We start from the raw sequence: 22,606 nt of genomic DNA, 5'->3' as shown, positions 1-22,606 counted from the left end.
CAGGACAAAAGGCTATAGCTTTTTGAACAGCGCTTGCGCTGGCCCCAATGCATCTTCAGCCCGGATTATGACGCAGGCTTCCAGTGCGGGACTTGAAGGCTGATAATTAGCCCATGAGGCTGCGCGTTACGGGCATCCACTTTACCTTCATGGGCCAACATCACTTTACGGGTGATAGCCAGCCCAAGGCCATAGCCTTTGCCTGACAGCGGCGATTTAACGCGCACGAACGGGTCAAAGATACTCGAAAGCTTATCCTCTTCCACACCCGGCCCCTGATCGGCCACTTCAATCTGCAAATACTGCTCAATCTGTGCCAGTGAAACACTGATAGTTTGCCCGCGGGCCGAAAAGCGCAGCGCATTACGCACTACGTTATCTACCGCACGACGCATCAGTTCAGCATTGCCTTTTACCGTGTAATCCAGGTTATCCGGAGACGGGGGATACATCGCAATTTCAACACCCGGCAACTGCGCTTCATAGCGCGCATCGTTAACCACGGCTTCCACCAGCCCGTAGAGATCAAAGTACTCTTCATCAGGAATTTCACTGCTTTCGGTGCGCGATAACGCCAGCAGTTCGCCGATCATTTTATCCAGCCTCCCCGCCTCGTGTTCTATGCGGCTCAGGGAGCTTTCGACGTTCGACGGATTCTGCCGCGCCAGACCGATGGCCAGTTGCAAGCGCGCCAGCGGGGAGCGCAGTTCGTGCGAGACATCATGCAGCAGCTCTTCCCGCGCCCTGACCAGCACTTGCAGGCGTTCAGCCATCGAGTCGAAATCGCGCGCCACTTCGGACAATTCATCGTGCCGCTTACCCATGCTGCTAAACAGACGTACCGATAAATCGCCTTGCGCCACCCGATCAAAAGCTTTACGCATTTGCAGCATCGGCCGTGTCAGGTTCCACGCCAGAACGGCACTGAACAGCAACCCGCCAAGCCCGCCCAGCCACAACAATGGCGGTGGCATATTCAGCAGTTCGCGGTGGTGCTTTCGTGGCCGGTATTCATCCATCAGCCCCGCCACGTCATAACGCAGACGGTAACCCTGGCCGTCGGGCCCCTGCACAAACTCCACCACTTCATGCGGCGTTTTTCCGGGCTCAAGCTCCTGCATGCTGCTACCTTTTGCCGGCAGCAAAGACGGTGACACCGAAAAGAACTGCCGGTCATCTTGCGGCCAGTCAGCAATCATGGCATTCAGTGCAGGCATACCGCCGGAATGCAGCGTGGACACAGCCGAAGTAATTTGAAGTTTCACAAACCGGCGGGCAATACCACTTTCCGGCGGTTCATGCGGATTGTAGAAAGCAAAAACCACCCAGAGCCCCTGAGCGATTGCCACGAAAGTAAACCAGAAACCCAGCAATATTTTCCAGAACAACCTGCCGCGCAGTCGTTTAGCGGATTCGATAGCCAATGCTGCGCACCGTTTCAATAGTCAGCATATCGCCACCTTCAAGTGACCCCAGTTTCTGGCGGATGTTACTGATATGCACATCAATACTGCGGTCATACGCTTCACGCGGACGCCCGAGACCTTTTTCCGACAATTCATCTTTGGAGACCACACGTTCAGGCGAACGCAACAGTAATTCCAGCAGGTTGAACTCAGAAGCGGTCAGATCGAAGGGCACGCCGCGCCATTCACTGCTCCGGGTCGCCGGATTCAGCGTCAGATCACCATAGTTGACCGAGGACGTATCAGCGTGTGATTGCTGCTGTTCTTCCACACGACGCAATACAGCACGCAAACGTGCCACCAGTTCACGTGGATAGCACGGTTTCGGCATATAATCATCCGCCCCCATTTCCAGACCGATGACGCGATCAATGTTGTCCCCTTTCGCGGTCAGCATGATGATCGGCAGCCGGCTGTTTTTACGCACCTGACGCAATACATCAATACCGCTCATGTCTGGCAGCATAATATCCAGGATCATCGCGGTGTATTCGCCAGACATCGCACCTTCCACACCCGCTTTACCGGTCAGCACCAGAGACGCATCAAAACCTTCTGCAATCAGGTATTCACTGAGCATGGTGCCTAATTCAAGGTCGTCATCGACTAATAAAATTTTCATTGTTCATTTCCGCCTGGCTAAAATTTTGGTCATTTTTACCACTAAGCCAGCCATTCGCAGCCGCTTTTACTCTAATTTTACATTCAACAGCTGAATATAGAATTAAACATTAAAAACCCCAGTGGATAAATAACGGTCACCGCGATCACAAATAATCGCCACTATCACGCTGCCCGGATGGCTTCTGGCCACGCGCAACGCACCCGCTACCGCGCCGCCGGAACTCACCCCACAGAAGATACCTTCCGACCGCGCCAGCGCCCGCATGGTATCTTCTGCTTCGTTTTGTCCCATATCCATCACTTCATCGACCAGTTCCGGATTGAAAATGCCCGGGAGATAGGCCTGCGGCCAGCGGCGTATACCGGGAATACTGCTGCCTTCAGAAGGTTGCAACCCGACAATCCTGACGCCAGCATGCTGGCTGCGCAGATAACGGCTGACACCGGTAATGGTGCCGGTGGTGCCCATGCTGGACACAAAATGGGTGATCCGTCCGTGCGTCTGTTGCCAGATTTCAGGGCCTGTTGTCGTGAAGTGCGCGAGCGGATTATCAGGGTTATTAAACTGATCCAGCACTTTCCCCTGCCCCTGTTTTTCCATTTCCAAAGCAAGATCGCGCGCGCCTTCCATGCCCTGCGCACGACTGACCAGCAACAGTTCGGCACCATACGCCCGCATCGATGCCTGACGTTCGAGACTCATATTCTCCGGCATCAGCAATTTCAGCTTGTAGCCTTTGAGTGCAGCAATCATCGCCAGCGCAATCCCGGTATTTCCGCTTGTGGCTTCAATCAGCGTATCACCAGGGCGAATTTCACCCCGTTTTTCCGCCTGCTCAATCATAAACAGTGCGGCACGATCTTTTACCGATCCGGCAGGATTATTCCCTTCCAGCTTAACCCAAATCTCGCTGTCCAGACCCTGCGTCAGACGCTGTAATCTCACCAGAGGGGTATTGCCGATGTAATGTTCGAGCGTACTCACGGGCCCGCCTTATATTAAAAAATTATATCTGCCGATAAAAAATACATAAACAGATATCAGACGATAAAAAGGGCGGCCCGATGACCGCCCTGAGAAAAATTCTGATCAAAAAATATCAGGCACTCTTCGCTAACGCAACGGGTTGCAGAGGCTGGTCGCCCGCATACAGACGGCCATTCAGCCCGCCGACATAGAACCGATCGCCGCGCTGAGGTGCGCTGTTACCGTGGGTTTCGGAAAGCACAACCGAAAGCGGTTCGTCGTGCCAGCCCTCGGCCTGCACGATAAGCTGCCAGAAATGGCCACGCGGGCTGACTTCGAGCACCTTCACCGGCAACGGGCAACGCGCTGTACTGTGCGGCGTAATTTCCATTTCCCATGGACGCAGGAATAAGTCGACTGCGCCCTGATGCAGCGGCGGATTATCCAGTGGCCAGTGGTATGCACCGACGTACAGCTGAGAGCCCCGGATTTCACCGCTGATCTTGTTGACTTCACCCATGAATTCCAGCACGAAACGGGTTGCCGGTTCACGCCAGATTTCCTGCGGTGCGCCGACCTGTTCGATATTGCCCTGGCTCATTACCACCACACGATCAGCCACTTCCATGGCTTCTTCCTGATCGTGCGTCACGAACACGCTGGTAAATTTCAGTTCTTCATGTAACTGCCGCAGCCAGCGGCGCAACTCTTTACGCACCTGTGCATCCAGTGCGCCAAAGGGTTCATCGAGCAGCAGAATTTGCGGTTCAACCGCCAGCGCACGCGCCAGTGCCACACGTTGTTTCTGACCACCGGAAAGTTGTGCCGGATAACGGTTTGCCAGATGGCCTAACTGCACCATTTCCAGCAATTTAGTAACTTTCTGTTTGATCGCACCGGCATCCGGACGCTCGCGGCGCGGCAACACCGTCAGACCAAACGCGATATTATCGAACACGGTCATATGACGGAACAGCGCGTAATGCTGGAATACAAAACCGACCTGACGATCGCGGGCATGAAGGCGCGTCACGTCTTTGCCGTGGAAGCTCAGGTGGCCGGCGTTTTGATTTTCCAGCCCGGCGATAATACGCAGCAGCGTGGTTTTACCTGAACCGGAAGGCCCGAGCAGCGCAACCATCTCTCCGGAAGCAATATCGAGCGAGATATCATTGAGCACCTTAGTGCGGCCAAAATATTTGTTGATACCGTTAATTTCAATGCTCATGACTTCCCTCCCGCTCAAGACGGTCATTGTGGCGCTTCAGACGCCATTGCAGGCCGCTTTTCAGAAATAATGTGACAATTGCCATCAGGGTTAACAGCGCAGCGGCAGTAAACGCGCCTGCAGTGTTGTAATCCTGATGCAGTAATTCGACTTGTAGAGGCAGCGTGTAGGTTTCGCCACGGATAGAACCGGACACTACCGATACTGCGCCAAACTCCCCAATGGCGCGGGCGTTGGTCAGCACCACACCGTATAACAATGCCCAGCGGATATTCGGTAATGTCACGCGGCGGAACATCTGCCAGCCTGACGCCCCCAGCAACACTGCCGCTTCATCTTCATGACTGCCCTGGCTTAACATCACCGGCACCAGCTCACGGATAACAAACGGACAGGTGACAAATACTGTCACCATCACCATACCCGGCCAGGCGAACATAAACTGAATATTATGGGCATCCAGCCAGCCGCCAATCGGACCGTTGGTGCCGTAAAACAGCAGATACAATAGCCCTGCCACCACCGGCGACACCGCGAACGGAATGTCGATAAGCGTCAGTAACAGCTGACGTCCCGGAAAATTAAAGCGGGCCACCAGCCAGGCCAGCAGTGTGCCGAAAATCAGGTTAACCGGCACGGTGATCAGCGCCATCAGCACCGTCAGCCAGATGGAGTGCAACATGTCAGTGTCAGACAGGTTCTTCCACACGGCAGCAAGGCCGTCGGAAACCGCGAGTACGAAAATGCTAATCATCGGGATCAGCAACAACAGAACACAAATCAGCACACCGGTGCCGATCAGTGACCATTTGACCCAGTCAATACGCTGGCGTTTTTCGCCTGCAAAAGCCGGAACATCAGACATTACTGGCCTCCCAGACGACGGCCATAACGGCTCTGTAAGGTATTAATCGCAAACAACAGCAGCAACGATGCCGCGAGGATCACCGAAGCGATGGCGCTGGCTGCCGGGTAATCAAATTCCTGTAAGCGAATAAAAATCATCAGTGAGGTCACTTCGGTTTTCCACGCAATGTTACCGGCGATGAAAATGACCGCGCCGAATTCTCCCAGACTGCGGGTAAAGGACAACGCCGTACCCGCCAGAAGCGATGGCATCACTTCAGGCAACACCACACGACGGAAGCTCTGCCAGCGCGATGCACCCAGTGTTTCAGCGGCTTCTTCATATTCCGGGCCTAATTCTTCCAGCACCGGTTGCACGGTACGAACCACAAACGGGATGCTGGTAAATGCCATCGCCACGGCAATACCCAGCCAGGTATACGCTACTTTGATATCAAAATGCGCCAGCCACTGACCGTAAAAACCGGTGGTAGAAAACAATCCTGCCAGCGTTAAACCGGCCACGGCCGTCGGCAGGGCAAACGGTAAATCCATCAGACCATCCACCAGGCTTTTACCGGGGAACTCATAACGGGTCAGGATCCATGCCATCAGCATGCCGAAGAAACAGTTAAAAATACTCGCCACACCTGCCGCCAGCAGCGTCACTTTATAGGCCGCCACCACCTGACCGTTGGTGATGACATCCCAATATTGCGCCAGTGTCATTTGTGACAACTGCATCACCAGCGCACTCAGCGGCAGCAACAGCACGAGGCACACGAACAACAAACTGCTGCCGAGGCTCAGGGTAAATCCGGGTAATACGCGTTTGCTCGACAACAACATTACTTGTGACCTTGCGCTAACAGTTTGTCCAGCTCACCGCCGGTACTGAAATGGGTTTCCATCACTTGTGGCCAGCCACCGAACTGATCTTCAACTTTGAACAATTTAGTTGCCGGGAACTGCTCTTTCGCTGCCGCCATTGCTGTTTTGTCATACACACGGTAGTTAAAACTGGTGATGATTTTCTGCGCCTGCGGGCTCCACAAATAATTCAGATAATCTTTTGCAGCTTTCTCTGTGCCATTTTTCTCGACATTTTTATCCACCCAGGCGACCGGGAACTCCGCCAGGATATCCACCTTCGGAACAATGACTTCGTATTTATCATCACCGTACTGCTTACGGATGTTGTTCACTTCCGATTCGAAACTGATCAGTACATCACCCAGTCCGCGTTCGACAAAAGTGGTGGTGGCGCCACGGCCGCCGGTATCAAATACCTGCACGTTTTTCAGGAAACTCGCCATCTTTTCGCGGGTCTGCGCCTGGTTTTTATTATCCTCCAGATTGAAGGCGCCCCAGGCACCGAGATAGGTATAACGGCCATTACCGGAGGTTTTAGGATTCGGGAAAATCAGGCTCACGCCCGGACGCGCTAAATCGTCCCAGCTGTGAATATTTTTTGGATTGCCCTTGCGCACCAGAAACGCCATGGTTGAATAGAACGGCGAACTGTTATTAGGCAAACGGCTTTGCCAGTTGGCCGGGATCAGATTGCCACGGTCATGCAAAATCTGCACATCCGTCACCTGATTGTAAGTGACCACATCGGCCTTAAGTCCCTGCAAAATGGCCAGTGCCTGCTTGGACGAACCGGCATGCGACTGTTTGATATCGAGTTTGTCGCCATTATTTTGGTCCGCCCACTGTTTCTGAAAAGGCGGGTTCAATGCGGCAAACAGTTCACGGGAGACATCATAAGAGCTGTTGAGCAATTCAGTGGCCGAAGCCGCCCCGCTGGCCAGCAACACTGCCGCGACAGATCCTTTAAGCAGGCTGCCTGTAAACCACGCTTTAACAAACCCTGTTTCTGTTTTCATGCTCAGCCTTTGGTGAATTCATCGATTTGCGATACGCATATGAACCGCTCAATACTACACAGTGTATTTATAACTGAGGGTCAGGCTGTAACGGTTTTATATACCATTTGGTGATTTTCAAGCATGAAAAGCTATAAGACGTTAACAAACGCGAAGGGAATAACAGGAGGGACAGAAACAGCGCGTTCGCAACGGAACGCGCCGGGAGGTGTTAAAGCGCTAACAGGCGGGTCAGGGAGGGGGCAAAATAATAGCTGCCGGTCACCGGACGGGTGAAGCGCAGCATAGCATCGCGTTTGCCATCAAGATCGCCAAACATGCTCAGCAGTTGTTTCTCAATATTCCACAAACGGGCGCAATAGCTGATGAAATACAAGCCGTGTTCACCACTGGCCGTACCGTAAGGCAGGCTCTGGCGCAGGATTTTCAGGCCCTTGCCGTCTTCTTTCAGATCAACACGGCTGACGTGGGAGGTGGCCGGACGGGTTTCTGAATCCAGCTCTTCATCCGTTTCTTTAGTACGCCCTATCACTTCTTCCTGTTGTTGCACAGTGAAGCGTTCCCATTGCATCAGATTATGTTTCCAGCGCTGGACCATCACGTAACTGCCACCGGCATCGACGCTACCCTCAGGGATAATGGCCGCCTGAGCGCGGGCTTCTGCTTTCGGGTTTTCAGTGCCGTCGACAAAACCACTGAGGTCACGTTCTTCCAGCGCACGGAATCCGTGAGTTTCTTCTTCGACAGTGATTGAACTGCCGAATGCTTTTAATGCCGCCTGTGCCAGCGCAAAATTCACGTCATGACGCAGCGACTGAATATGCAGCAACATATCACGCTGCGTCGCCGGTGCCAGCCCGTTGCCCAGCGGCTCGAAAGGTTTCAGTTCTTCTGCACCCTGATTGCCGGATAAATCACGCCATACATCGTTGCCAAAGGCAATGACCGCACCAAGATGTTCTGCGGGAAATTTTTTCTGCATGTCTTCCAGTACGGCCACAAATGCACGGCAGCCCTGCCGGAGCGCATCCAGGTCACCCTGAGCTTTCGCTTCGATGTAAATCGCGAAACGGCAATGTTCGGGTAAAATGCCGCTCTGAACCTGAGTCATTTTCTCATCCTCGTTAATTTGACCGGCGACATCATACCGGATGTCAATAAAAATGCCTTGCGCGAAGGCAAGGCATTGAGGGCTTTTTAAACACAGATTCCCGTTTTATTGCGCGTTATTTGCCGGATTAGCACGCCAGATGATTTTGCTGACCTTCCAGTCTTTCAGGGCATCATCCGAAGGCATCAGCGAATCCGGACCATGCCAGATACCGCTGAACACATAGGTTACGTGAGCACTTTGCGGCGCTTTACACTCGACGTTTTCGGCATCATCCCCTTCGCCTTTGACGCAGACATCGAAGGCCTTGCTGTAAAGCGTGCTGAAAGGTGTGCCGATTTTGACACCCCATTCACTTTCAACTTTCGGATCCACCACATCAACGCGTTGAACATTGCCTTTCGGCTCACCGCTGATGGACATTTTCACGTCTTTGCCGTCCATCGCCTGGAAGAAACTCAGCATTTTTCCATCGCTCATCGACATCCCGCTGCGCAGGGTATAGTCGCCGTCCAGCGCGTCTTTAACGGCTGTTTCTGTCAGCGGTGTGCTGCTGGTTATTCCGCCCACGCCTTTATCGCTGACTGTCAGGCTGCTGCCAAACCAGTTAAGCGGATTCATACCCGACCAGGAAATATCTGGCCACGACATGTTAGACAGTGATGAACAGCCCGTAAGAATTAACGGCAGCGCCAGCAACATCGGGCGAACCCGTATGCGAACAGTCATTCGGTACACTCCTTGACTCCCCGTTCCCGTCGGCCGGTGCGGCCTGGCGGATAAACCGGCAGTGAAATTATTGTTTATTTATGCATGAGGGTTTAGCGCCAGTTCGAGTACTTTTCTGGTTAAAAAGTTCATCCCCGAATGGAATATGCATCAGGCCAGACGGCGCGTGGCATCAAAACAGGCGCGCAGACGGCGGCTCATGAGCCAGTAAGCCAGCGCCGCTGCATCCAGCAAGGCCAGCACGATATCCACGCCGGAAATCGTATCTGTACTTTGCCATAACCCCAGCCCCTGCAAGGCAAATGTGACAAACATGCCAGCCAGCAGCAACCAGTAACCGGCCTGCCAGATACGCGGCCATACATGACGACGCCCGCTGAGTAAAAACAACAGCGCGGGTGGCAATCCGAGTAACATTCCGGACCAGAAATTTTGCGACTCAGGATAAAACAACGCCAACAGGTCACTGCCCTGCTGGCGCGACGCCCCGACCATCACAAATAATATCCAGGTCCGCGCCTGCAAAATCAAAATAGTCCAAAACCACAATGGCAAGCGCAACATACCATGGTCGTTATAATCATCCGGGTTCATAAAAAGGACAACGTTCCTGCAAATGAAGTTAAGTTTTTAAAATATATCAAGAGCATACCTAAAATAATTCGAAGTACAGAAAAACAGCCAGCGGAGTGATCCGATGAACTTACTCAGGTAAGTGATTCACATCACTGAGCGCAGCCAACACCTCTGCAATTTTAAGTATGCCGGGTATAGGCTTAAGAAACTGTTAAGAACTGTCTGCTTTACTGGTCTCCAACGCGGCAACACATCCGAAAAGATGTCATCGTTGCCGGTACTCTGGAAACGTTAACTTAAGGAAGACTATTATGATGAAGAAGATCACGCTGGCAACCCTCATTGCACTTTGTTCAGCCACTGCCTTTGCCCAGCAGGCTGGCGGATTTAACGGCCCGTCGGCGCAGGAATCACAAACCCAGCCTGCCCCACAGGGTGGCTTCACGGGTACCACGGCGCTGAGTACAGTGAAAGACGCGCAAACCATGAAGGATGATCAGTGGATCATGCTGGAAGGGTTCATCGATCAGCGTATCGACCATGATAAATACATTTTCCGCGACAATACCGGCACCCTCAATGTCGAAATTGACGGCAAACGCTGGCAGGGACAGAACGTGTCACCCAAGGACAAAATCCGCATTGAAGGTAAAGTCGATAAAGACTGGAATTCTGTCGAAGTGGATGTCAAAAGCGTAAAACTGATCAAGTAACTCAGAAAACGAAGCCCCGGCGGATCACTCCTGCCGGGGCTTTTTTATTCGCCGGAATAACGGTTTAGTATTCCTGATCTTCGATCAGTCGTTTACCCAGTAAAAGCGTATCCGAAATTTCATAACCCAGTTTTTCATACATGCTGACTACCGCATCGTTTTCAGCACGCACCATTAAATTCATTTTCGGGCAACCACGGGCGATTAACTTCTTCTCCAGACGGTTTACCAGCGCATTGGCAATGCCACGGCCGCGATAATCCGGATGTACCCCCAGATAATTGGCTGATCCGCGATGACCATCGTAGCCGCCCATCAGCGTCGCCACCACTTCACCGCCCACTTCCGCCACCAGGAAAAACTCAGGGCTGTGGTTAATTTTACGTTCAATATCCAGCTCTGGATCATTCCACGGACGCAGTAAATCGCAGCGTTCCCATAAGGTCAGTACTTCTTCGAAATCTTCTTGACGGTATACGCGAATTTCCATCACTGTTCGCCGCTGTTAATCGGGGTTTATATGATTATCGCGTGATCTGTTTGATACGCAACATCAAAATCACCAATTGTGTACTTTATAAACCGTTTTGAGCGATAAAATCTTTACATAAAACACCATGACGCTCTGTCTGTCCTGGATAGTTATTCGGTCATGACATCATTCACGACACATTATTCATAAAAAGTAATAGTTCTCAGGTCGAAACGATAAAAAAGATACTCTATAACATAGGGCATTCTGCATTTTTTCTGACGGTAACGGACTGATGTTAAACCCCCTGAATAAATTTTTGCATTTCCAGCCTTTGCCTGCCGCCGCCACCCGTCGCCAGCTGCTACTTTCCGGGCTTGGTTTGGCGATTGCCGCTTTCGGTTCACGTTCTGCCAGCGCCGCGCAGCATGAACACATCACCCAATCTGCACCGGCCCCTAAACCTCCGGGTGCGAAAAAACTGGTGATGATTGACCCCGGACACGGTGGCATCGATTCCGGTGCGGTGGGTCATGAAGGCTCGGAAGAAAAACATGTCGTGCTGGAAATCGCCAACTATGTGCGGGAATTCCTGGGCGAGCAAAGTCATATTGACGTTAAACTGACCCGCGATTCTGATCACTTTATACCGCTTTATCAGCGGGTTGAACTGGCTCATCAGCATCAGGCCGATTTATTTGTTTCGATTCATGCCGATGGTTACACCAGCCCGACGGCTTCAGGCGCGTCTGTTTTCGCCCTCTCTAATCGCGGGGCCAGCAGCGCGATGGCGCGGTATATGTCTAAAAAAGAAAACGATGCCGATCTGGTCGCGGGCGCGAAATATGCCAAAGAAGACAATAATTATCTGCAACAGGTATTGTTCGATCTGGTGCAAACCGACACCATCAAAAACAGTCTGACACTGGGGCATCATGTGCTCGACAGAATCCGTCCGATACACCATCTGCACAGCCAGCAGACCGAACAGGCGGCATTTGCTGTATTAAAATCCCCGTCGATACCGTCGATTCTGGTGGAAACATCGTTTATTACCAATCACCAGGAAGAACAGTTACTCAGCACTACGGCGTTCCGTCGTGAAATCGCGCAGGCCATTTCACAGGGGATCGTAAATTTCTTCAGTTACTTCGATGCCAACGAACGTAAGCCCCGGTAACGTCTTTGCACTGCTAAAAGCAGGCGTCTCTAGCCGACGCGGATGTTTTTGGGTATATAATCACTTCCTCTTTTTGATTCAGCGCCCGCAAGGCGCTGAATGCCTCTTAAGTCAACGTCTGCGAGTTTGCCCGTGAGCCAATCCATTCCCGACATCCAGCAAGTTAAAACTTTTCTGCTTAAACTCCAGGATCACATTTGCCAGCAACTGGCTGCCGCCGATGGCAAGGGCCGGTTCGCTGAAGATCAATGGGTACGGGAGGAAGGTGGTGGTGGCCAGAGCCGGGTGCTGACCCATGGCGCAGTGTTTGAACAGGCAGGTGTCAACTTTTCGCATGTTGCCGGTGCAACCCTGCCCGCTTCCGCAACCGCGCATCGACCTGAACTGGCTGGTCGCAGTTTTCAGGCCATAGGCGTTTCACTCGTTATTCATCCGCTGAATCCTTACGTGCCAACCAGCCATGCCAACGTACGCTTTTTCATTGCGGAAAAACCCGGTGAAGCGCCGGTCTGGTGGTTTGGCGGTGGCTTTGACCTCACGCCATACTACGGTTTTGAAGAAGATGCCCACCACTGGCACCAAACTGCACAACAGCTTTGCCAGCCGTTCGGCGATGATGTCTATCCGAAATACAAAAAATGGTGTGACGATTACTTCTTTATTAAACACCGTAACGAAGCACGCGGTATCGGCGGCTTATTCTTTGATGACCTTAATTCGCCGGATTTCGCCACTTGTTTCAGTTTCATGCAGGCTGTGGGCAACGGCTTTACCGACGCCTATATGCCCCTGGTAGAAAAACGCAAAGCTCTGCCGTGGGGCGAGCGTGAGCGCCAGTTCCAGCTTTACCGCCGGGGGCGTTACGTTGAGTTCAATCTGGTATGGGATCGCGGAACCCTGTTTGGCCTGCAAACCCGTGGCCGCACGGAATCTATTTTAATGTCGATGCCTCCGCTGGTGCGTTGGGAATACGGCTATCAGCCGGAAGAAGGCAGCCCGGAAGCCGCACTTTATAACGACTTTCTGCCGGTTCGCGACTGGCTGGCTGAAAAGGGAGAGCCAAACTGATGCAAATCTGGGTTGATGCAGACGCCTGTCCGAATGTCATCAAAGAAGTGCTGTTCCGCGCCGCCGAACGTACCGGCATGATGGTGACGCTGGTTGCCAACCAGACCATCCGTACACCTCCGTCAAAATTCCTGCGCACCTTACGCGTAGAAGCGGGCTTTGACGTAGCAGATAACGAAATTGTAAAACGCACTGAGCCAGGTGATCTGGTGATCACCGCCGATATTCCGCTGGCAGCGGAAGTCATTGAAAAAGGCGGCGTGGCGCTGAATCCGCGCGGTGAGCGTTATACCACCGAGACCATCAAAGAACGCCTGAACATGCGTGATTTTATGGACACCATGCGCGCCAGTGGCGTACAAACCGGCGGACCGCCCGCGCTTAATCAGCGCGACCGTCAGCAATTTGCCAATGAACTGGATAAGTGGTTGCAACAGGCCAAAAACTAATTCCCCTTCATGCAATTCGAATGATTTTGGGGACTGATAAAAGTGGATAAATTGAAAAGGATGTAAAAAATGGTCAAAAAGATCATCCTTGATTGCGATCCTGGGCACGACGATGCTATCGCGATGTTACTGGCACACGGTAACCCAGACATCGAACTGCTGGCTGTCACAACGGTCGTCGGTAATCAGACGCTGGAGAAAGTCACCCGCAATGCCCTCGCCGTGGCACGTGTGATTAACCTGACTGGCGTGCCGTTTGCGGCGGGCGCAACCCGTCCGCTGGTACGTCAGGTTGAAATTGCTGACGAAATCCATGGTGAGTCCGGTCTGGATGGTCCGGTGCTACCGGAAGCGACCCTCACTCTTGAACCTGTTCATGCTATCGATCTGATAATTGATCTGATCATGTCTCACCCGCCAAAAACCATTACGCTGGTGCCCACCGGTGGGCTGACCAATATTGCTATGGCTGTACGCAAAGAGCCTCGTATTGTTGAACGTGTGAAAGAAGTGGTACTCATGGGCGGTGGTTACCACGTGGGAAACTGGAGTGCAGTCGCAGAATTCAATATCAAAATTGATCCTGAAGCCGCGCATATTGTATTTAACGAGAAATGGCCGCTGACGATGGTCGGGCTTGATTTAACCCATCAGGCACTGGCTACCCCTGAAGTTGCCGCACGCATCGCCGCTGTAGGTACTCAGCCGGCTAAATTTGTCGGCGAACTGCTGGATTTCTTTGGCCTGAGCTACAAAGACCGCCAGGGCTTTGATTCACCACCGGTTCACGATCCGTGTGCCGTGGCTTATGTCATCGATGCGAACGTAATGACCGTGCAAAAGGTGCCGGTAGATATCGAACTGACGGGCACCTTAACACTGGGTATGACCGTCGCCGATTTCCGCGCACCGCCCCCGCCGGATTGCCATACGCAGGTGGCAGTCAAACTCGACCATCAGCGTTTCTGGGATCTGATCGTCGATGCGCTGGAGCGTATCGGCGAAGTGAAATACTGAGACGGCGATTGAGAAAAACGAGCATCGCTTTGATGCCCGTTTTTTACGCTAACAGTTGCGTGGTTATAAAGGTTCGGTTTGGGCTTCCACGACCGCCAGCGCTACCATATTGACTATTCGCCTGACCGAGGCAATTGGCGTCAGAATATGTACCGGTTTCGATACCCCCATCAGGACCGGTCCGACAGTTACCCCTTCCGAACACGATACCCTCAGCAGGTTGTAACTGATGCGCGCTGATTCCATATTCGGCATGATGAGAATATTTGCCGATCCTTTCAGCGGGCTGTCCGGCATCACATCCTGACGAATACTTTCCACCAGCGCCGCGTCACCGTGCATCTCACCGTCGATTTCCAGATCAGGATCGCGCTCATGAATCAATTCCAGGGTACGGCGCATTTTCAGCGCGGCCGGGCTGTCTGAGGTACCAAAACTGGAGTGCGACAACAGCGCGACTTTCGGCTCAATCCCAAACCGTCTCACCGTTTCTGCTGCCATCAGCGTGATTTCTGTCAGCTGTTCAGGGGTTGGATCATCATTGACGTAGGTATCAGCAATAAAGGTATTGCCGCTCGGCAGCAGCAGCGCATTCATCGCCCCGGCAACATGCGTACCTTTGCGAAAACCGAACACATTCGCCACGATATCGTAATGCTCATGATAGGTACCAACCGTGCCGCAAATCATCGCATCGGCTTCGCCGCGCAGCAGCATGATGGCAGAAATCAGCGTCGGATTGCCGATCACAGCCCGGCGCGCCTGTTCCTGAGATACACCGCGCCTTTTCATCAACGCATAATATTCGCGCCAGTATTCATTAAAACGCGGATCAGATTCGTTGTTCACCACTTCAAAATCCCGGCCTGCTTCCAGTTGCAAACCGAGTTTTTTGATGCGCATGGCAATGACGCTCGGCCGTCCGACCAGAATCGGCTTCGCCAGCCCGAGGGAAATCAGTTCCTGCGTAGCGTGCAGCACGCGTTCCTCTTCTCCTTCCGCCATTACCACCCGTTTGGCGTCTTTCTTAGCCTGCGAGAAAATAGGCTTCATGAACAGATTGGTTTTGTAGACGAACTCGGTAAGTTTTTCGGCATACGCCTCCAGATCCTCAATCGGGCGCATAGCCACACCGGACTCCATCGCGGCTTTCGCTACGGCGGGCGCAATTTTCACGATCAGGCGCGGATCAAAAGGCTTAGGAATAATATATTCAGGTCCGAAAGACAGCTCTTCTTCACCGTAAGCGGAAGCCACCACATCGCTTTGCTCGGCCATTGCCAGATCCGCGATAGCATGAACACAGGCCAGTTTCATTTCTTCATTGATGGTGGTTGCCCCGACATCCAGCGCACCACGGAAAATGAACGGGAAGCACAAGACATTGTTCACCTGATTCGGATAATCCGAACGGCCGGTACAGATAATGGCGTCGGGTCGCACTGCTTTTGCCAGCGGCGGTAAAATCTCCGGCTCAGGGTTAGCCAGCGCCAGGATCAGCGGATCTTTGGCCATGGTTTTCACCATCTCCTGCGTCAAAACTCCGGGGCCGGAACACCCCAGAAAAATATCGGCGTCCGGGATTGCATCCCCCAATGTGCGCTGGCCGTTATCTTCAATCGCATAAGCCGCTTTGGTTTCAGCCATGTTGTCTTCGCGCCCCTGATAAATCACACCACGGGAGTCGCAGGCCGTGATGTTATGGCGTTTCAGCCCCAGCGCCACCAGTAAATTCAGGCACGCAATGGCAGAAGCCCCCGCCCCTGAAACGACCAGCCGCACATCGGAAATGCTTTTCCCCACCACGCGCAGACCATTTAACACTGCGGCGGTACAGATAATGGCGGTGCCGTGTTGATCGTCATGAAACACCGGAATTTTCATGCGCTCCCGGAGCTTTTTCTCAATGTAAAAGCACTCCGGCGCTTTGATATCTTCAAGGTTGATGCCGCCGAACGTCGGCTCCAGCGCGGCGATCACATCGATCAGTTTATCGGGATCGTTCTCATCCACTTCAATATCAAACACATCAATACCGGCGAATTTTTTGAACAATACGCCCTTACCTTCCATCACCGGTTTCCCGGCCAGGGCACCGATATTTCCCAGCCCGAGAACAGCGGTACCGTTGGAAATCACCGCCACCAGATTGCCGCGTGCGGTGTACCGGTAAGCCGCCAGCGGATCTTTAGCGATCTCCAGACAGGGAGCGGCAACGCCCGGAGAATAGGCCAGCGCCAGATCACGTTGTGTCGCGAGAGGCTTGGTGGGTGAAACCTGAATTTTGCCAGGCACCGGAAACTCATGAAAATCGAGCGCACTTTGTTTGAGTTGTTCGTCCATTGCAGGATCCTTTTCGTGTTTCTTATTTTTTGCAGAGACAACAGGGTACGGGAAACATCAGCATCTGATTTTCCTGCTGACAAGTATAGATAACCCTGCCATGGCTAAGGGTGAATCACGACCAAAACTTAGCCGTTACATTGATTACTTTTCATTCATGGAAGACGTCTCGTAAAAATGCACTAAGCTTAAAGTTTGTCCTTGCGCTTTTCTCGCCAGACGCTCAGTTTGTCGGGCAACAGGGCCGCCATTGTTGAGACCCATTGCAGTAATCAGAAAAAGCGCATTCAGTTTGTTAACCGAATGATGCAGGGTAGGAGCCCTACGAAAGAGAGTCGTCAGACCTTATTGCTGTATCGTTTTTTCTCGCCAAGGAGCTAAGAGATGAACCAGTTAGACGCACTAAAAAAAATCACCACCGTCGTTGCCGACAGCGGTGACATTGAATCTATCCGTCATTTCGAGCCTCAGGATGCGACGACCAATCCTTCGCTGATCCTCAAAGCAGCCGACCTGCCGCAGTACCAAAACCTGATTAAAGACGCGCTGGACTACGCCCGCAAGCAAGGTGGCAGCAAAGAAACTCAGGTGATCAATGCGACAGATAAACTGGCCGTTAATATCGGGGCCGAAATCCTGAAAAGTGTGCCGGGGCGCGTCTCGACAGAAGTGGATGCCCGCCTGTCATTTAACCGGGATTTGTGTATCGAAAAAGCCCGCAAACTGATCGGTTTATATCAGGATCATGGCATCGATAAATCGCGCATCCTGATTAAACTGGCATCAACGTGGGAAGGTATCCAGGCCGCTAATGAACTGGAAAAAGAAGGCATCAACTGCAATCTGACCTTGCTGTTCTCTTTTGCTCAGGCACGGGCCTGCGCCGAAGCCGGGGTATATCTGATTTCGCCTTTTGTTGGCCGTATCTATGACTGGTACAAAGCCAAAGAGCCCAACGCCACCTACGACGTCGAAAAAGATCCGGGCGTAGAATCTGTCCGGAATATCTACGACTACTACAAATCCCACGGTTACGAGACTGTCATCATGGGCGCGAGCTTTCGCAAAGTGGAACAAATTCTGGCCCTGGCAGGTTGTGACCGCCTGACGATTTCACCAAACCTGCTGGAAGAACTGAAAGCCAGTGATGCACCGGTTGAACGCAAACTGCAGCCGTCTTCTCAGGCAGATAAAAAGCCGGCACCGCTGACACAGGCTGAATTCCTCTGGGAGCATCATCAGGATGCTATGGCCGTAGAAAAACTGGCCGAAGGTATCCGTTCATTTGCCGTCGATCAGAAGAAACTCGAAGATATGCTGTCGGCACAACTTTAGTTTTAACTGAATGTAAGTTTTGAATTTTAGCGTTGAAAAAAACAGATGGAGTGAATATGCCCTCTCGTAAAGAACTCGCAAATGCGATCCGTGCACTGAGCATGGATGCCGTTCAAAAAGCGAACTCAGGCCATCCCGGAGCCCCCATGGGAATGGCGGATATCGCTGAAGTGTTGTGGCGTGATTATATGAATCACAATCCAACCAACCCTAAATGGGTCGATCGCGACCGCTTCCTGATGTCAAACGGCCACGGTTCAATGCTGCAATACAGCCTGCTGCATCTGACGGGTTACGATCTGCCGATGAAAGAGCTGGAAAACTTCCGCCAGCTGCATTCTAAAACGCCAGGACATCCGGAATTTGGCTATACGCCGGGCGTGGAAACCACCACCGGCCCGCTGGGTCAGGGGATTGCGAACGCCGTAGGTTTCGCGATTGCCGAACGTACACTTGCGGCTCAGTTTAACCGTGAAAATCACGACATCGTCGACCACTATACCTACGTCTTTTTAGGCGACGGTTGCATGATGGAAGGTATCTCACACGAAGCCTGTTCGCTTGCCGGCACCATGAAACTCGGCAAGCTGATTGCGTTTTATGATGACAACGGTATCTCTATCGACGGTCATGTTGAAGGCTGGTTCACCGATGACACCGCCAAACGCTTCGAAGCCTATCACTGGCATGTGATCCGCGGTATTGACGGGCATGATCCTGACGCGGTGAAAGCGGCTATCGAAGAAGCCCGCAAAGTCACTGACAAACCGTCACTGTTGCTGTGCAAAACCGTCATTGCTTTCGGTTCACCGAACAAAGCCGGTACTCACGGTGCCCACGGTGCTGCGCTGGGTGATGATGAAGTTGCAGCCACCCGTGAACATATCGGCTGGCACTACCCGCCTTTCGAAATCCCACAAGATATTTATGACCAGTGGGATGCCAAAGAAGCCGGCAAAGCGAAAGAGAAAGCCTGGAATGAGAAGTTTGCCGCGTATGCCAAAGCCTATCCGGCACTGGCCGCAGAATTTGAGCGCCGCATGAGCGGCAAACTGCCTGCGCAATGGCAAAACGAATCGCAGAAATACATCGAAGAATTGCAGGCGAAACCGGCCAATATTGCCAGTCGTAAAGCCTCGCAGAATACGCTGGAATCCTTCGGTAAAATTCTGCCGGAATTCCTTGGCGGCTCCGCTGACCTCGCGCCAAGTAACCTGACAATGTGGTCTGGTTCCAAATCCATCGGTGATGATCAGGCGGGTAACTACATTCATTACGGTGTTCGTGAATTTGGCATGACCGCCATTACTAATGGTATCGCTTTGCATGGCGGTTTCCTGCCGTACTCCGCGACATTCCTGATGTTTGTGGAATATGCCCGTAACGCCGTTCGTCTTGCGGCACTGATGAAGATCCGCAACGTGTTTGTGTACACCCATGATTCAATCGGTCTGGGTGAGGATGGCCCTACGCACCAGCCGGTAGAACAAATGGCCAGCCTGCGCGTGACGCCAAATATGAACACATGGCGTCCGGGTGATCAGGTGGAGTCGGCTATCGCCTGGAAATACGCCATCGAACGTACTGACGGCCCTTCTGCGCTCATCTTCTCACGTCAGAACCTGACACAGCAGCCGCGTACGGCGGAACAGCTGGCTAACGTTGCACGCGGCGGTTATGTACTGAAAGATTCTGACGGTACGCCGGAGGTGATCCTGATTGCCACCGGTTCGGAAGTGGGCATCACGGTAGAAGCTGCGGACATTCTGGCTGCCGCGGGCACCAAAGTACGCGTGGTTTCCATGCCGTCTGCCGATGTCTTCGACCAACAGGACGCGGCTTACCGCGAATCGGTTCTGCCGAAAGCCGTGACCGCAAGGGTTGCGGTTGAAGCGGGTATCGCCGATTACTGGTACAAATATGTCGGCCTCAATGGTGCCATTGTCGGCATGACAACCTTCGGGGAATCTGCGCCAGCCGAGCAACTGTTTAAAGAGTTCGGTTTTACCGCTGATAATGTCGTCGCTAAAGCGCAGGCATTGCTGAAGTAATTCTCTGTACTTGATTCCCTCTCCCCAGGAGAGGGATTTCCTCTTCATTGCGCATCCTATCTGACTTGATGAATCGCCCTCTCTCCGGTAAAGTCCCGTCCCTTCTTTGGCATGGGGAACAATGATGTTTATTGGATTTGACTACGGTACAGCGAATTGCTCCGTTGCAGTGATGCGTGACGATAACGCTCACCTTCTGGCGCTAGAAAATAACGATCCTTACTTACCCTCCATGCTTTGTGCACCGACACGTGAAGCGGTCAGCGAATGGCTGAACCGTCACGGGCAGGTTCCCGCAGGCAGTGATGAAAATCTGGCGCTGCTGCGTCGCAGTATCAGCTTTAACCGCGAGGAAGATATCCCGGTTAATGCCAACAGCGTAAACTTCGGTTTGCGGGCACTTTCGACCTATATGGAAGATCCGGAAGAAGTGTACTTTGTGCGTTCTCCCAAATCGTTCCTCGGCGCAAACGGCCTGAAGCCACAACAGATCGCCCTGTTCGAAGATCTGGTTTGCGCGATGATGTTCCACATCAAACGTCAGGCTGAGTCTGTCCTGCAGGAAAGTATTGAACAGGCGGTTATTGGCCGCCCGATTAACTTCCAGGGCATGGGCGGTGATGAAGCCAATGCTCAGGCACAAGGTATTTTGCAGCGTGCGGCAGAACGTGCGGGTTTTCGTGATATCGCTTTCCAGTTTGAACCGGTCGCGGCCGGTCTGGATTTCGAAGCCACACTGACCGAAGAGAAAACGGTGCTGGTTGTCGATATCGGCGGCGGTACGACTGACTGCTCGGTACTGCTGATGGGGCCACAATGGCGTGATAAAGCAGAGCGTCAGAACAGCCTGCTTGGTCATAGTGGTTGCCGCATCGGCGGTAATGATCTGGATATCATGACCGCATTCAAACAGCTGACTCCACAATTTGGTATGGGCAGTGAAACCCAGAAAGGTATCGCTATCCCGGCCCTGCCTTACTGGAATGCCGTCGCGACCAACGATGTTCCGGCGCAACTGGATTTCTATAGTGTGGCGAACGGCCGCATGTTACGTGATCTGATCCGTGATGCAGCGCAGCCTGATTTGATCAAACGCCTGCTGAAAGTTCAGCAACAACGTCTGAGCTACCGTCTGGTTCGTGCAGCGGAAGAAAGTAAGATTGCATTGTCTGAACGTGAAAGCGTGACGGCAGCCATGGACTTCATTGAATCGGGTCTGGCAGAAACCATTACCCAGCAGCAACTGAGTGACGCGATTTCTCAGCCCCTGGAACGTATTCAGGAGCAGGTCAGTCTGGCACTCGCCAGCAGCGAAATTAAACCGGATGTGATTTATCTGACCGGTGGCAGTGCACGTTCACCGTTGCTGCGCGCCGCTTTGCAGGCGCAGTTACCCGGGATCCCGCTGGTTGGAGGAAATGATTTCGGCTCGGTTACGGCAGGTCTGGCGCGCTGGGCCCAAACGTTATTCCGTTAGGATTTAAAGAGGCCGATAAACGCAAACCGCCTGAATCCAGGCGGTTTTTTATGGTTCAGAGCCAGGACTTACCAGGCACTGGCATCATTTAACGTCCTGATATCAGACTCATCCAGCTTCAGGGTCGCAGCCTGCGCCAGTTCGTTTAGCTGTTGCAGAGAGGTCGCACTGACAATCGGTGAAGTGATACCCGGACGGGCAATCTGCCAGGCCAGTGCTACCTGTCCCGGCTGAGCACCATGCTTACCGGCAACCTGATCCAATCCGGCCAGTATTTTCAGGCCACGCTCATTCAGGCAACGCGCAATCACACTTTCACCGCGTTTACTCTTCCCTGCATCGGCTCTGGTACGGTACTTCCCGGTCAGAAAACCGGCTGCCAGGCCATAGAAGTTGATGACACCTAAGCCGTTATCCGTCACGACTTTTTCCAGCGCTTCTTCATATACTTTACGGTCATACAAATTATATTGCGGTTGCAGCGTTTCATAACGCGCCAGTCCGTTTTCCTGACTGACTTTCAGCGCTTCAACCAGACGTGGTGCGCTGTAGTTGGATGCCCCAACGGCACGCACTTTCCCTTCTTTAATAAGCCGGTCAAACGCCGCCATGGTTTCAGCCAGCGGTGTATCGGCATCGTCATCATGTGACTGATACAAATCAATATAATCCGTTTGCAGACGCTTCAGCGAGGCCTCTACCGCCTCTTTGATATAGCGTGGCGACAACCCGACTTTTCCCTCACCCATCGGTTTTCCGACTTTGGTGGCGAGAATAATCTGGTCACGCTTACCGGTTTTTTTCAGCCAGTTACCGATAATGGTTTCGGATTCACCCCCTTTATTACCTTCAACCCAGCTCGAATAGACGTCAGCTGTGTCAATGAAATTCAGTTGATGATCCAGCAAGACATCCAGCAGGTTAAACGAGGCTGCCTGATCGACGGTCCAGCCAAATACATTGCCACCGAAGGTTAACGGCGGCACCTGGATACCTGTACGACCCAGTTCTCTTTTGTTCATCATTATCTCCCTTTTAAACGCTCAAATCAGACTTACTTTGCAT

General features: G+C 52.5%; 21 protein-coding genes. 8 read left to right on the top strand and 13 right to left on the bottom strand.

The features are described 5' to 3' along the window. Positions 1–65 precede the first annotated feature (65 nt). The 10 genes from ETV65_RS06980 to ETV65_RS06935 all read right to left on the bottom strand — a co-directional run bounded on the left by ETV65_RS06980 (position 66) and on the right by ETV65_RS06935 (position 9,454). Positions 66–1,424, bottom strand: coding sequence for an ATP-binding protein (locus ETV65_RS06980; RefSeq protein ID WP_129952197.1), 1,359 nt, complete (start codon positions 1,422–1,424; stop codon positions 66–68). Beyond that, on the bottom strand, positions 1,405–2,088 hold the full coding sequence (locus ETV65_RS06975) for a response regulator transcription factor (protein WP_129952196.1): 684 nt from the start codon (positions 2,086–2,088) through the stop codon (positions 1,405–1,407). The genes ETV65_RS06980 and ETV65_RS06975 overlap by 20 nt, the downstream gene beginning before the upstream one ends. A 102-nt stretch (positions 2,089–2,190) precedes the next feature. Beyond that, entirely contained in the window at positions 2,191–3,075 is an 885-nt protein-coding gene (gene cysM / locus ETV65_RS06970) for a cysteine synthase CysM (protein WP_129952195.1), read from the bottom strand. A 115-nt stretch (positions 3,076–3,190) separates the two neighbouring features. Then, positions 3,191–4,285, bottom strand: coding sequence for a sulfate/thiosulfate ABC transporter ATP-binding protein CysA (gene cysA, locus ETV65_RS06965; protein ID WP_129952194.1), 1,095 nt, complete (start codon positions 4,283–4,285; stop codon positions 3,191–3,193). Next, positions 4,275–5,150, bottom strand: coding sequence for a sulfate/thiosulfate ABC transporter permease CysW (gene cysW / locus ETV65_RS06960; RefSeq protein ID WP_129952193.1), 876 nt, complete (start codon positions 5,148–5,150; stop codon positions 4,275–4,277). The genes cysA and cysW overlap by 11 nt, the downstream gene beginning before the upstream one ends. Then, the gene (gene cysT, locus ETV65_RS06955) at positions 5,150–5,980 is read right to left on the bottom strand and encodes a sulfate/thiosulfate ABC transporter permease CysT (protein ID WP_129952192.1); all 831 of its coding nucleotides are present in this window, start codon (positions 5,978–5,980) and stop codon (positions 5,150–5,152) included. The genes cysW and cysT overlap by 1 nt, the downstream gene beginning before the upstream one ends. After that, positions 5,980–7,020 carry a sulfate ABC transporter substrate-binding protein gene (locus ETV65_RS06950; protein WP_129952191.1) on the bottom strand — a complete coding sequence of 347 codons (1,041 nt, stop codon included), beginning with the start codon at positions 7,018–7,020 and terminating at the stop codon, positions 5,980–5,982. The genes cysT and ETV65_RS06950 overlap by 1 nt, the downstream gene beginning before the upstream one ends. Before the next feature lie 211 nt (positions 7,021–7,231). Beyond that, positions 7,232–8,131, bottom strand: coding sequence for a Dyp-type peroxidase (locus ETV65_RS06945; RefSeq protein ID WP_129952190.1), 900 nt, complete (start codon positions 8,129–8,131; stop codon positions 7,232–7,234). A 105-nt stretch (positions 8,132–8,236) separates the two neighbouring features. Next, a complete protein-coding gene (locus ETV65_RS06940; protein WP_129952189.1) occupies positions 8,237–8,860 on the bottom strand; it encodes an RpoE-regulated lipoprotein in 624 nt (207 codons plus the stop codon). Positions 8,861–9,010: 150 nt separating this feature from the next. Next, positions 9,011–9,454, bottom strand: a complete 444-nt coding sequence (locus ETV65_RS06935) for a DUF2919 domain-containing protein (RefSeq protein WP_129952188.1) — start codon at positions 9,452–9,454, stop codon at positions 9,011–9,013. Positions 9,455–9,750: 296 nt separating this feature from the next. On the opposite strand from ETV65_RS06935, the gene ETV65_RS06930 reads away from it, so the two are divergent. Beyond that, on the top strand, positions 9,751–10,149 hold the full coding sequence (locus ETV65_RS06930; protein WP_205951576.1) for a YgiW/YdeI family stress tolerance OB fold protein: 399 nt from the start codon (positions 9,751–9,753) through the stop codon (positions 10,147–10,149). Between the two features lie 64 nt (positions 10,150–10,213). Here ETV65_RS06930 and ETV65_RS06925 read toward each other — a convergent pair whose 3' ends face one another. After that, a complete protein-coding gene (locus tag ETV65_RS06925; protein ID WP_095922987.1) occupies positions 10,214–10,639 on the bottom strand; it encodes a GNAT family acetyltransferase in 426 nt (141 codons plus the stop codon). A gap of 277 nt (positions 10,640–10,916) precedes the next feature. Between ETV65_RS06925 and amiA the strand changes: the two genes are divergently transcribed. The 4 genes from amiA to ETV65_RS06905 all read left to right on the top strand — a co-directional run bounded on the left by amiA (position 10,917) and on the right by ETV65_RS06905 (position 14,335). Continuing rightward, the gene (gene amiA / locus ETV65_RS06920; RefSeq protein ID WP_129952186.1) at positions 10,917–11,801 is read left to right on the top strand and encodes an N-acetylmuramoyl-L-alanine amidase AmiA; all 885 of its coding nucleotides are present in this window, start codon (positions 10,917–10,919) and stop codon (positions 11,799–11,801) included. A 99-nt stretch (positions 11,802–11,900) separates the two neighbouring features. Next, positions 11,901–12,869 (top strand): oxygen-dependent coproporphyrinogen oxidase, encoded by a 969-nt coding sequence (gene hemF / locus ETV65_RS06915; protein ID WP_129952185.1) that lies wholly within the window; start codon positions 11,901–11,903, stop codon positions 12,867–12,869. Then, positions 12,869–13,318, top strand: coding sequence for a YaiI/YqxD family protein (locus ETV65_RS06910; protein WP_129952184.1), 450 nt, complete (start codon positions 12,869–12,871; stop codon positions 13,316–13,318). The genes hemF and ETV65_RS06910 overlap by 1 nt, the downstream gene beginning before the upstream one ends. 69 nt (positions 13,319–13,387) lie before the next feature. Beyond that, complete coding sequence (locus tag ETV65_RS06905; protein ID WP_129952183.1) at positions 13,388–14,335, top strand: nucleoside hydrolase; 948 nt, start codon at positions 13,388–13,390, stop codon at positions 14,333–14,335. Between the two features lie 63 nt (positions 14,336–14,398). Here ETV65_RS06905 and maeB read toward each other — a convergent pair whose 3' ends face one another. Further along, positions 14,399–16,678, bottom strand: a complete 2,280-nt coding sequence (maeB, locus tag ETV65_RS06900) for an NADP-dependent oxaloacetate-decarboxylating malate dehydrogenase (RefSeq protein WP_129952182.1) — start codon at positions 16,676–16,678, stop codon at positions 14,399–14,401. 384 nt (positions 16,679–17,062) lie between these two features. On the opposite strand from maeB, the gene tal reads away from it, so the two are divergent. From tal to yegD, 3 genes are all read left to right on the top strand, one after another. Further along, complete coding sequence (gene tal / locus ETV65_RS06895) at positions 17,063–18,013, top strand: transaldolase (protein WP_129952181.1); 951 nt, start codon at positions 17,063–17,065, stop codon at positions 18,011–18,013. 56 nt (positions 18,014–18,069) lie between these two features. Next, the gene (gene tkt / locus ETV65_RS06890) at positions 18,070–20,064 is read left to right on the top strand and encodes a transketolase (protein WP_129952180.1); all 1,995 of its coding nucleotides are present in this window, start codon (positions 18,070–18,072) and stop codon (positions 20,062–20,064) included. Between the two features lie 124 nt (positions 20,065–20,188). Further along, the gene (yegD, locus tag ETV65_RS06885) at positions 20,189–21,541 is read left to right on the top strand and encodes a molecular chaperone (RefSeq protein WP_129952773.1); all 1,353 of its coding nucleotides are present in this window, start codon (positions 20,189–20,191) and stop codon (positions 21,539–21,541) included. A 68-nt stretch (positions 21,542–21,609) separates the two neighbouring features. Here yegD and ETV65_RS06880 read toward each other — a convergent pair whose 3' ends face one another. Further along, a complete protein-coding gene (locus tag ETV65_RS06880) occupies positions 21,610–22,563 on the bottom strand; it encodes an aldo/keto reductase (protein WP_129952772.1) in 954 nt (317 codons plus the stop codon). Positions 22,564–22,606: the final 43 nt, after the last annotated feature.

Origin of the sequence: Rahnella sp. RFA10(1/100) (genome assembly GCF_004195115.1) — a bacterium.
In the GTDB taxonomy this organism is placed as follows: Bacteria; Pseudomonadota; Gammaproteobacteria; order Enterobacterales; family Enterobacteriaceae; genus Rahnella; species Rahnella perminowiae.
Note: the sequence above shows the minus strand (reverse complement) of the source record. Positions and strands in the feature narration are given on the sequence as shown.

Excerpts from the sequence above, each read along its gene's own strand:
- ETV65_RS06975 (WP_129952196.1), bottom strand. The coding sequence starts at position 2,088 with ATGAAAATTTTATTAGTCGATGACGACCTTGAATTAGGCACCATGCTC.
- yegD (WP_129952773.1), top strand. The coding sequence starts at position 20,189 with ATGTTTATTGGATTTGACTACGGTACAGCGAATTGCTCCGTTGCAGTG.
- cysW (WP_129952193.1), bottom strand. The coding sequence starts at position 5,150 with ATGTCTGATGTTCCGGCTTTTGCAGGCGAAAAACGCCAGCGTATTGAC.
- ETV65_RS06925 (WP_095922987.1), bottom strand. The coding sequence starts at position 10,639 with ATGGAAATTCGCGTATACCGTCAAGAAGATTTCGAAGAAGTACTGACC.
- tkt (WP_129952180.1), top strand. The coding sequence starts at position 18,070 with ATGCCCTCTCGTAAAGAACTCGCAAATGCGATCCGTGCACTGAGCATG.
- ETV65_RS06910 (WP_129952184.1), top strand. The coding sequence starts at position 12,869 with ATGCAAATCTGGGTTGATGCAGACGCCTGTCCGAATGTCATCAAAGAA.
- amiA (WP_129952186.1), top strand. The coding sequence starts at position 10,917 with ATGTTAAACCCCCTGAATAAATTTTTGCATTTCCAGCCTTTGCCTGCC.
- ETV65_RS06880 (WP_129952772.1), bottom strand. The coding sequence starts at position 22,563 with ATGAACAAAAGAGAACTGGGTCGTACAGGTATCCAGGTGCCGCCGTTA.
- tal (WP_129952181.1), top strand. The coding sequence starts at position 17,063 with ATGAACCAGTTAGACGCACTAAAAAAAATCACCACCGTCGTTGCCGAC.
- ETV65_RS06940 (WP_129952189.1), bottom strand. The coding sequence starts at position 8,860 with ATGACTGTTCGCATACGGGTTCGCCCGATGTTGCTGGCGCTGCCGTTA.
- ETV65_RS06945 (WP_129952190.1), bottom strand. The coding sequence starts at position 8,131 with ATGACTCAGGTTCAGAGCGGCATTTTACCCGAACATTGCCGTTTCGCG.
- maeB (WP_129952182.1), bottom strand. The coding sequence starts at position 16,678 with ATGGACGAACAACTCAAACAAAGTGCGCTCGATTTTCATGAGTTTCCG.
- ETV65_RS06905 (WP_129952183.1), top strand. The coding sequence starts at position 13,388 with ATGGTCAAAAAGATCATCCTTGATTGCGATCCTGGGCACGACGATGCT.
- hemF (WP_129952185.1), top strand. The coding sequence starts at position 11,901 with ATGCCTCTTAAGTCAACGTCTGCGAGTTTGCCCGTGAGCCAATCCATT.
- cysA (WP_129952194.1), bottom strand. The coding sequence starts at position 4,285 with ATGAGCATTGAAATTAACGGTATCAACAAATATTTTGGCCGCACTAAG.
- cysT (WP_129952192.1), bottom strand. The coding sequence starts at position 5,980 with ATGTTGTTGTCGAGCAAACGCGTATTACCCGGATTTACCCTGAGCCTC.
- ETV65_RS06950 (WP_129952191.1), bottom strand. The coding sequence starts at position 7,020 with ATGAAAACAGAAACAGGGTTTGTTAAAGCGTGGTTTACAGGCAGCCTG.
- ETV65_RS06930 (WP_205951576.1), top strand. The coding sequence starts at position 9,751 with ATGAAGAAGATCACGCTGGCAACCCTCATTGCACTTTGTTCAGCCACT.
- ETV65_RS06935 (WP_129952188.1), bottom strand. The coding sequence starts at position 9,454 with ATGAACCCGGATGATTATAACGACCATGGTATGTTGCGCTTGCCATTG.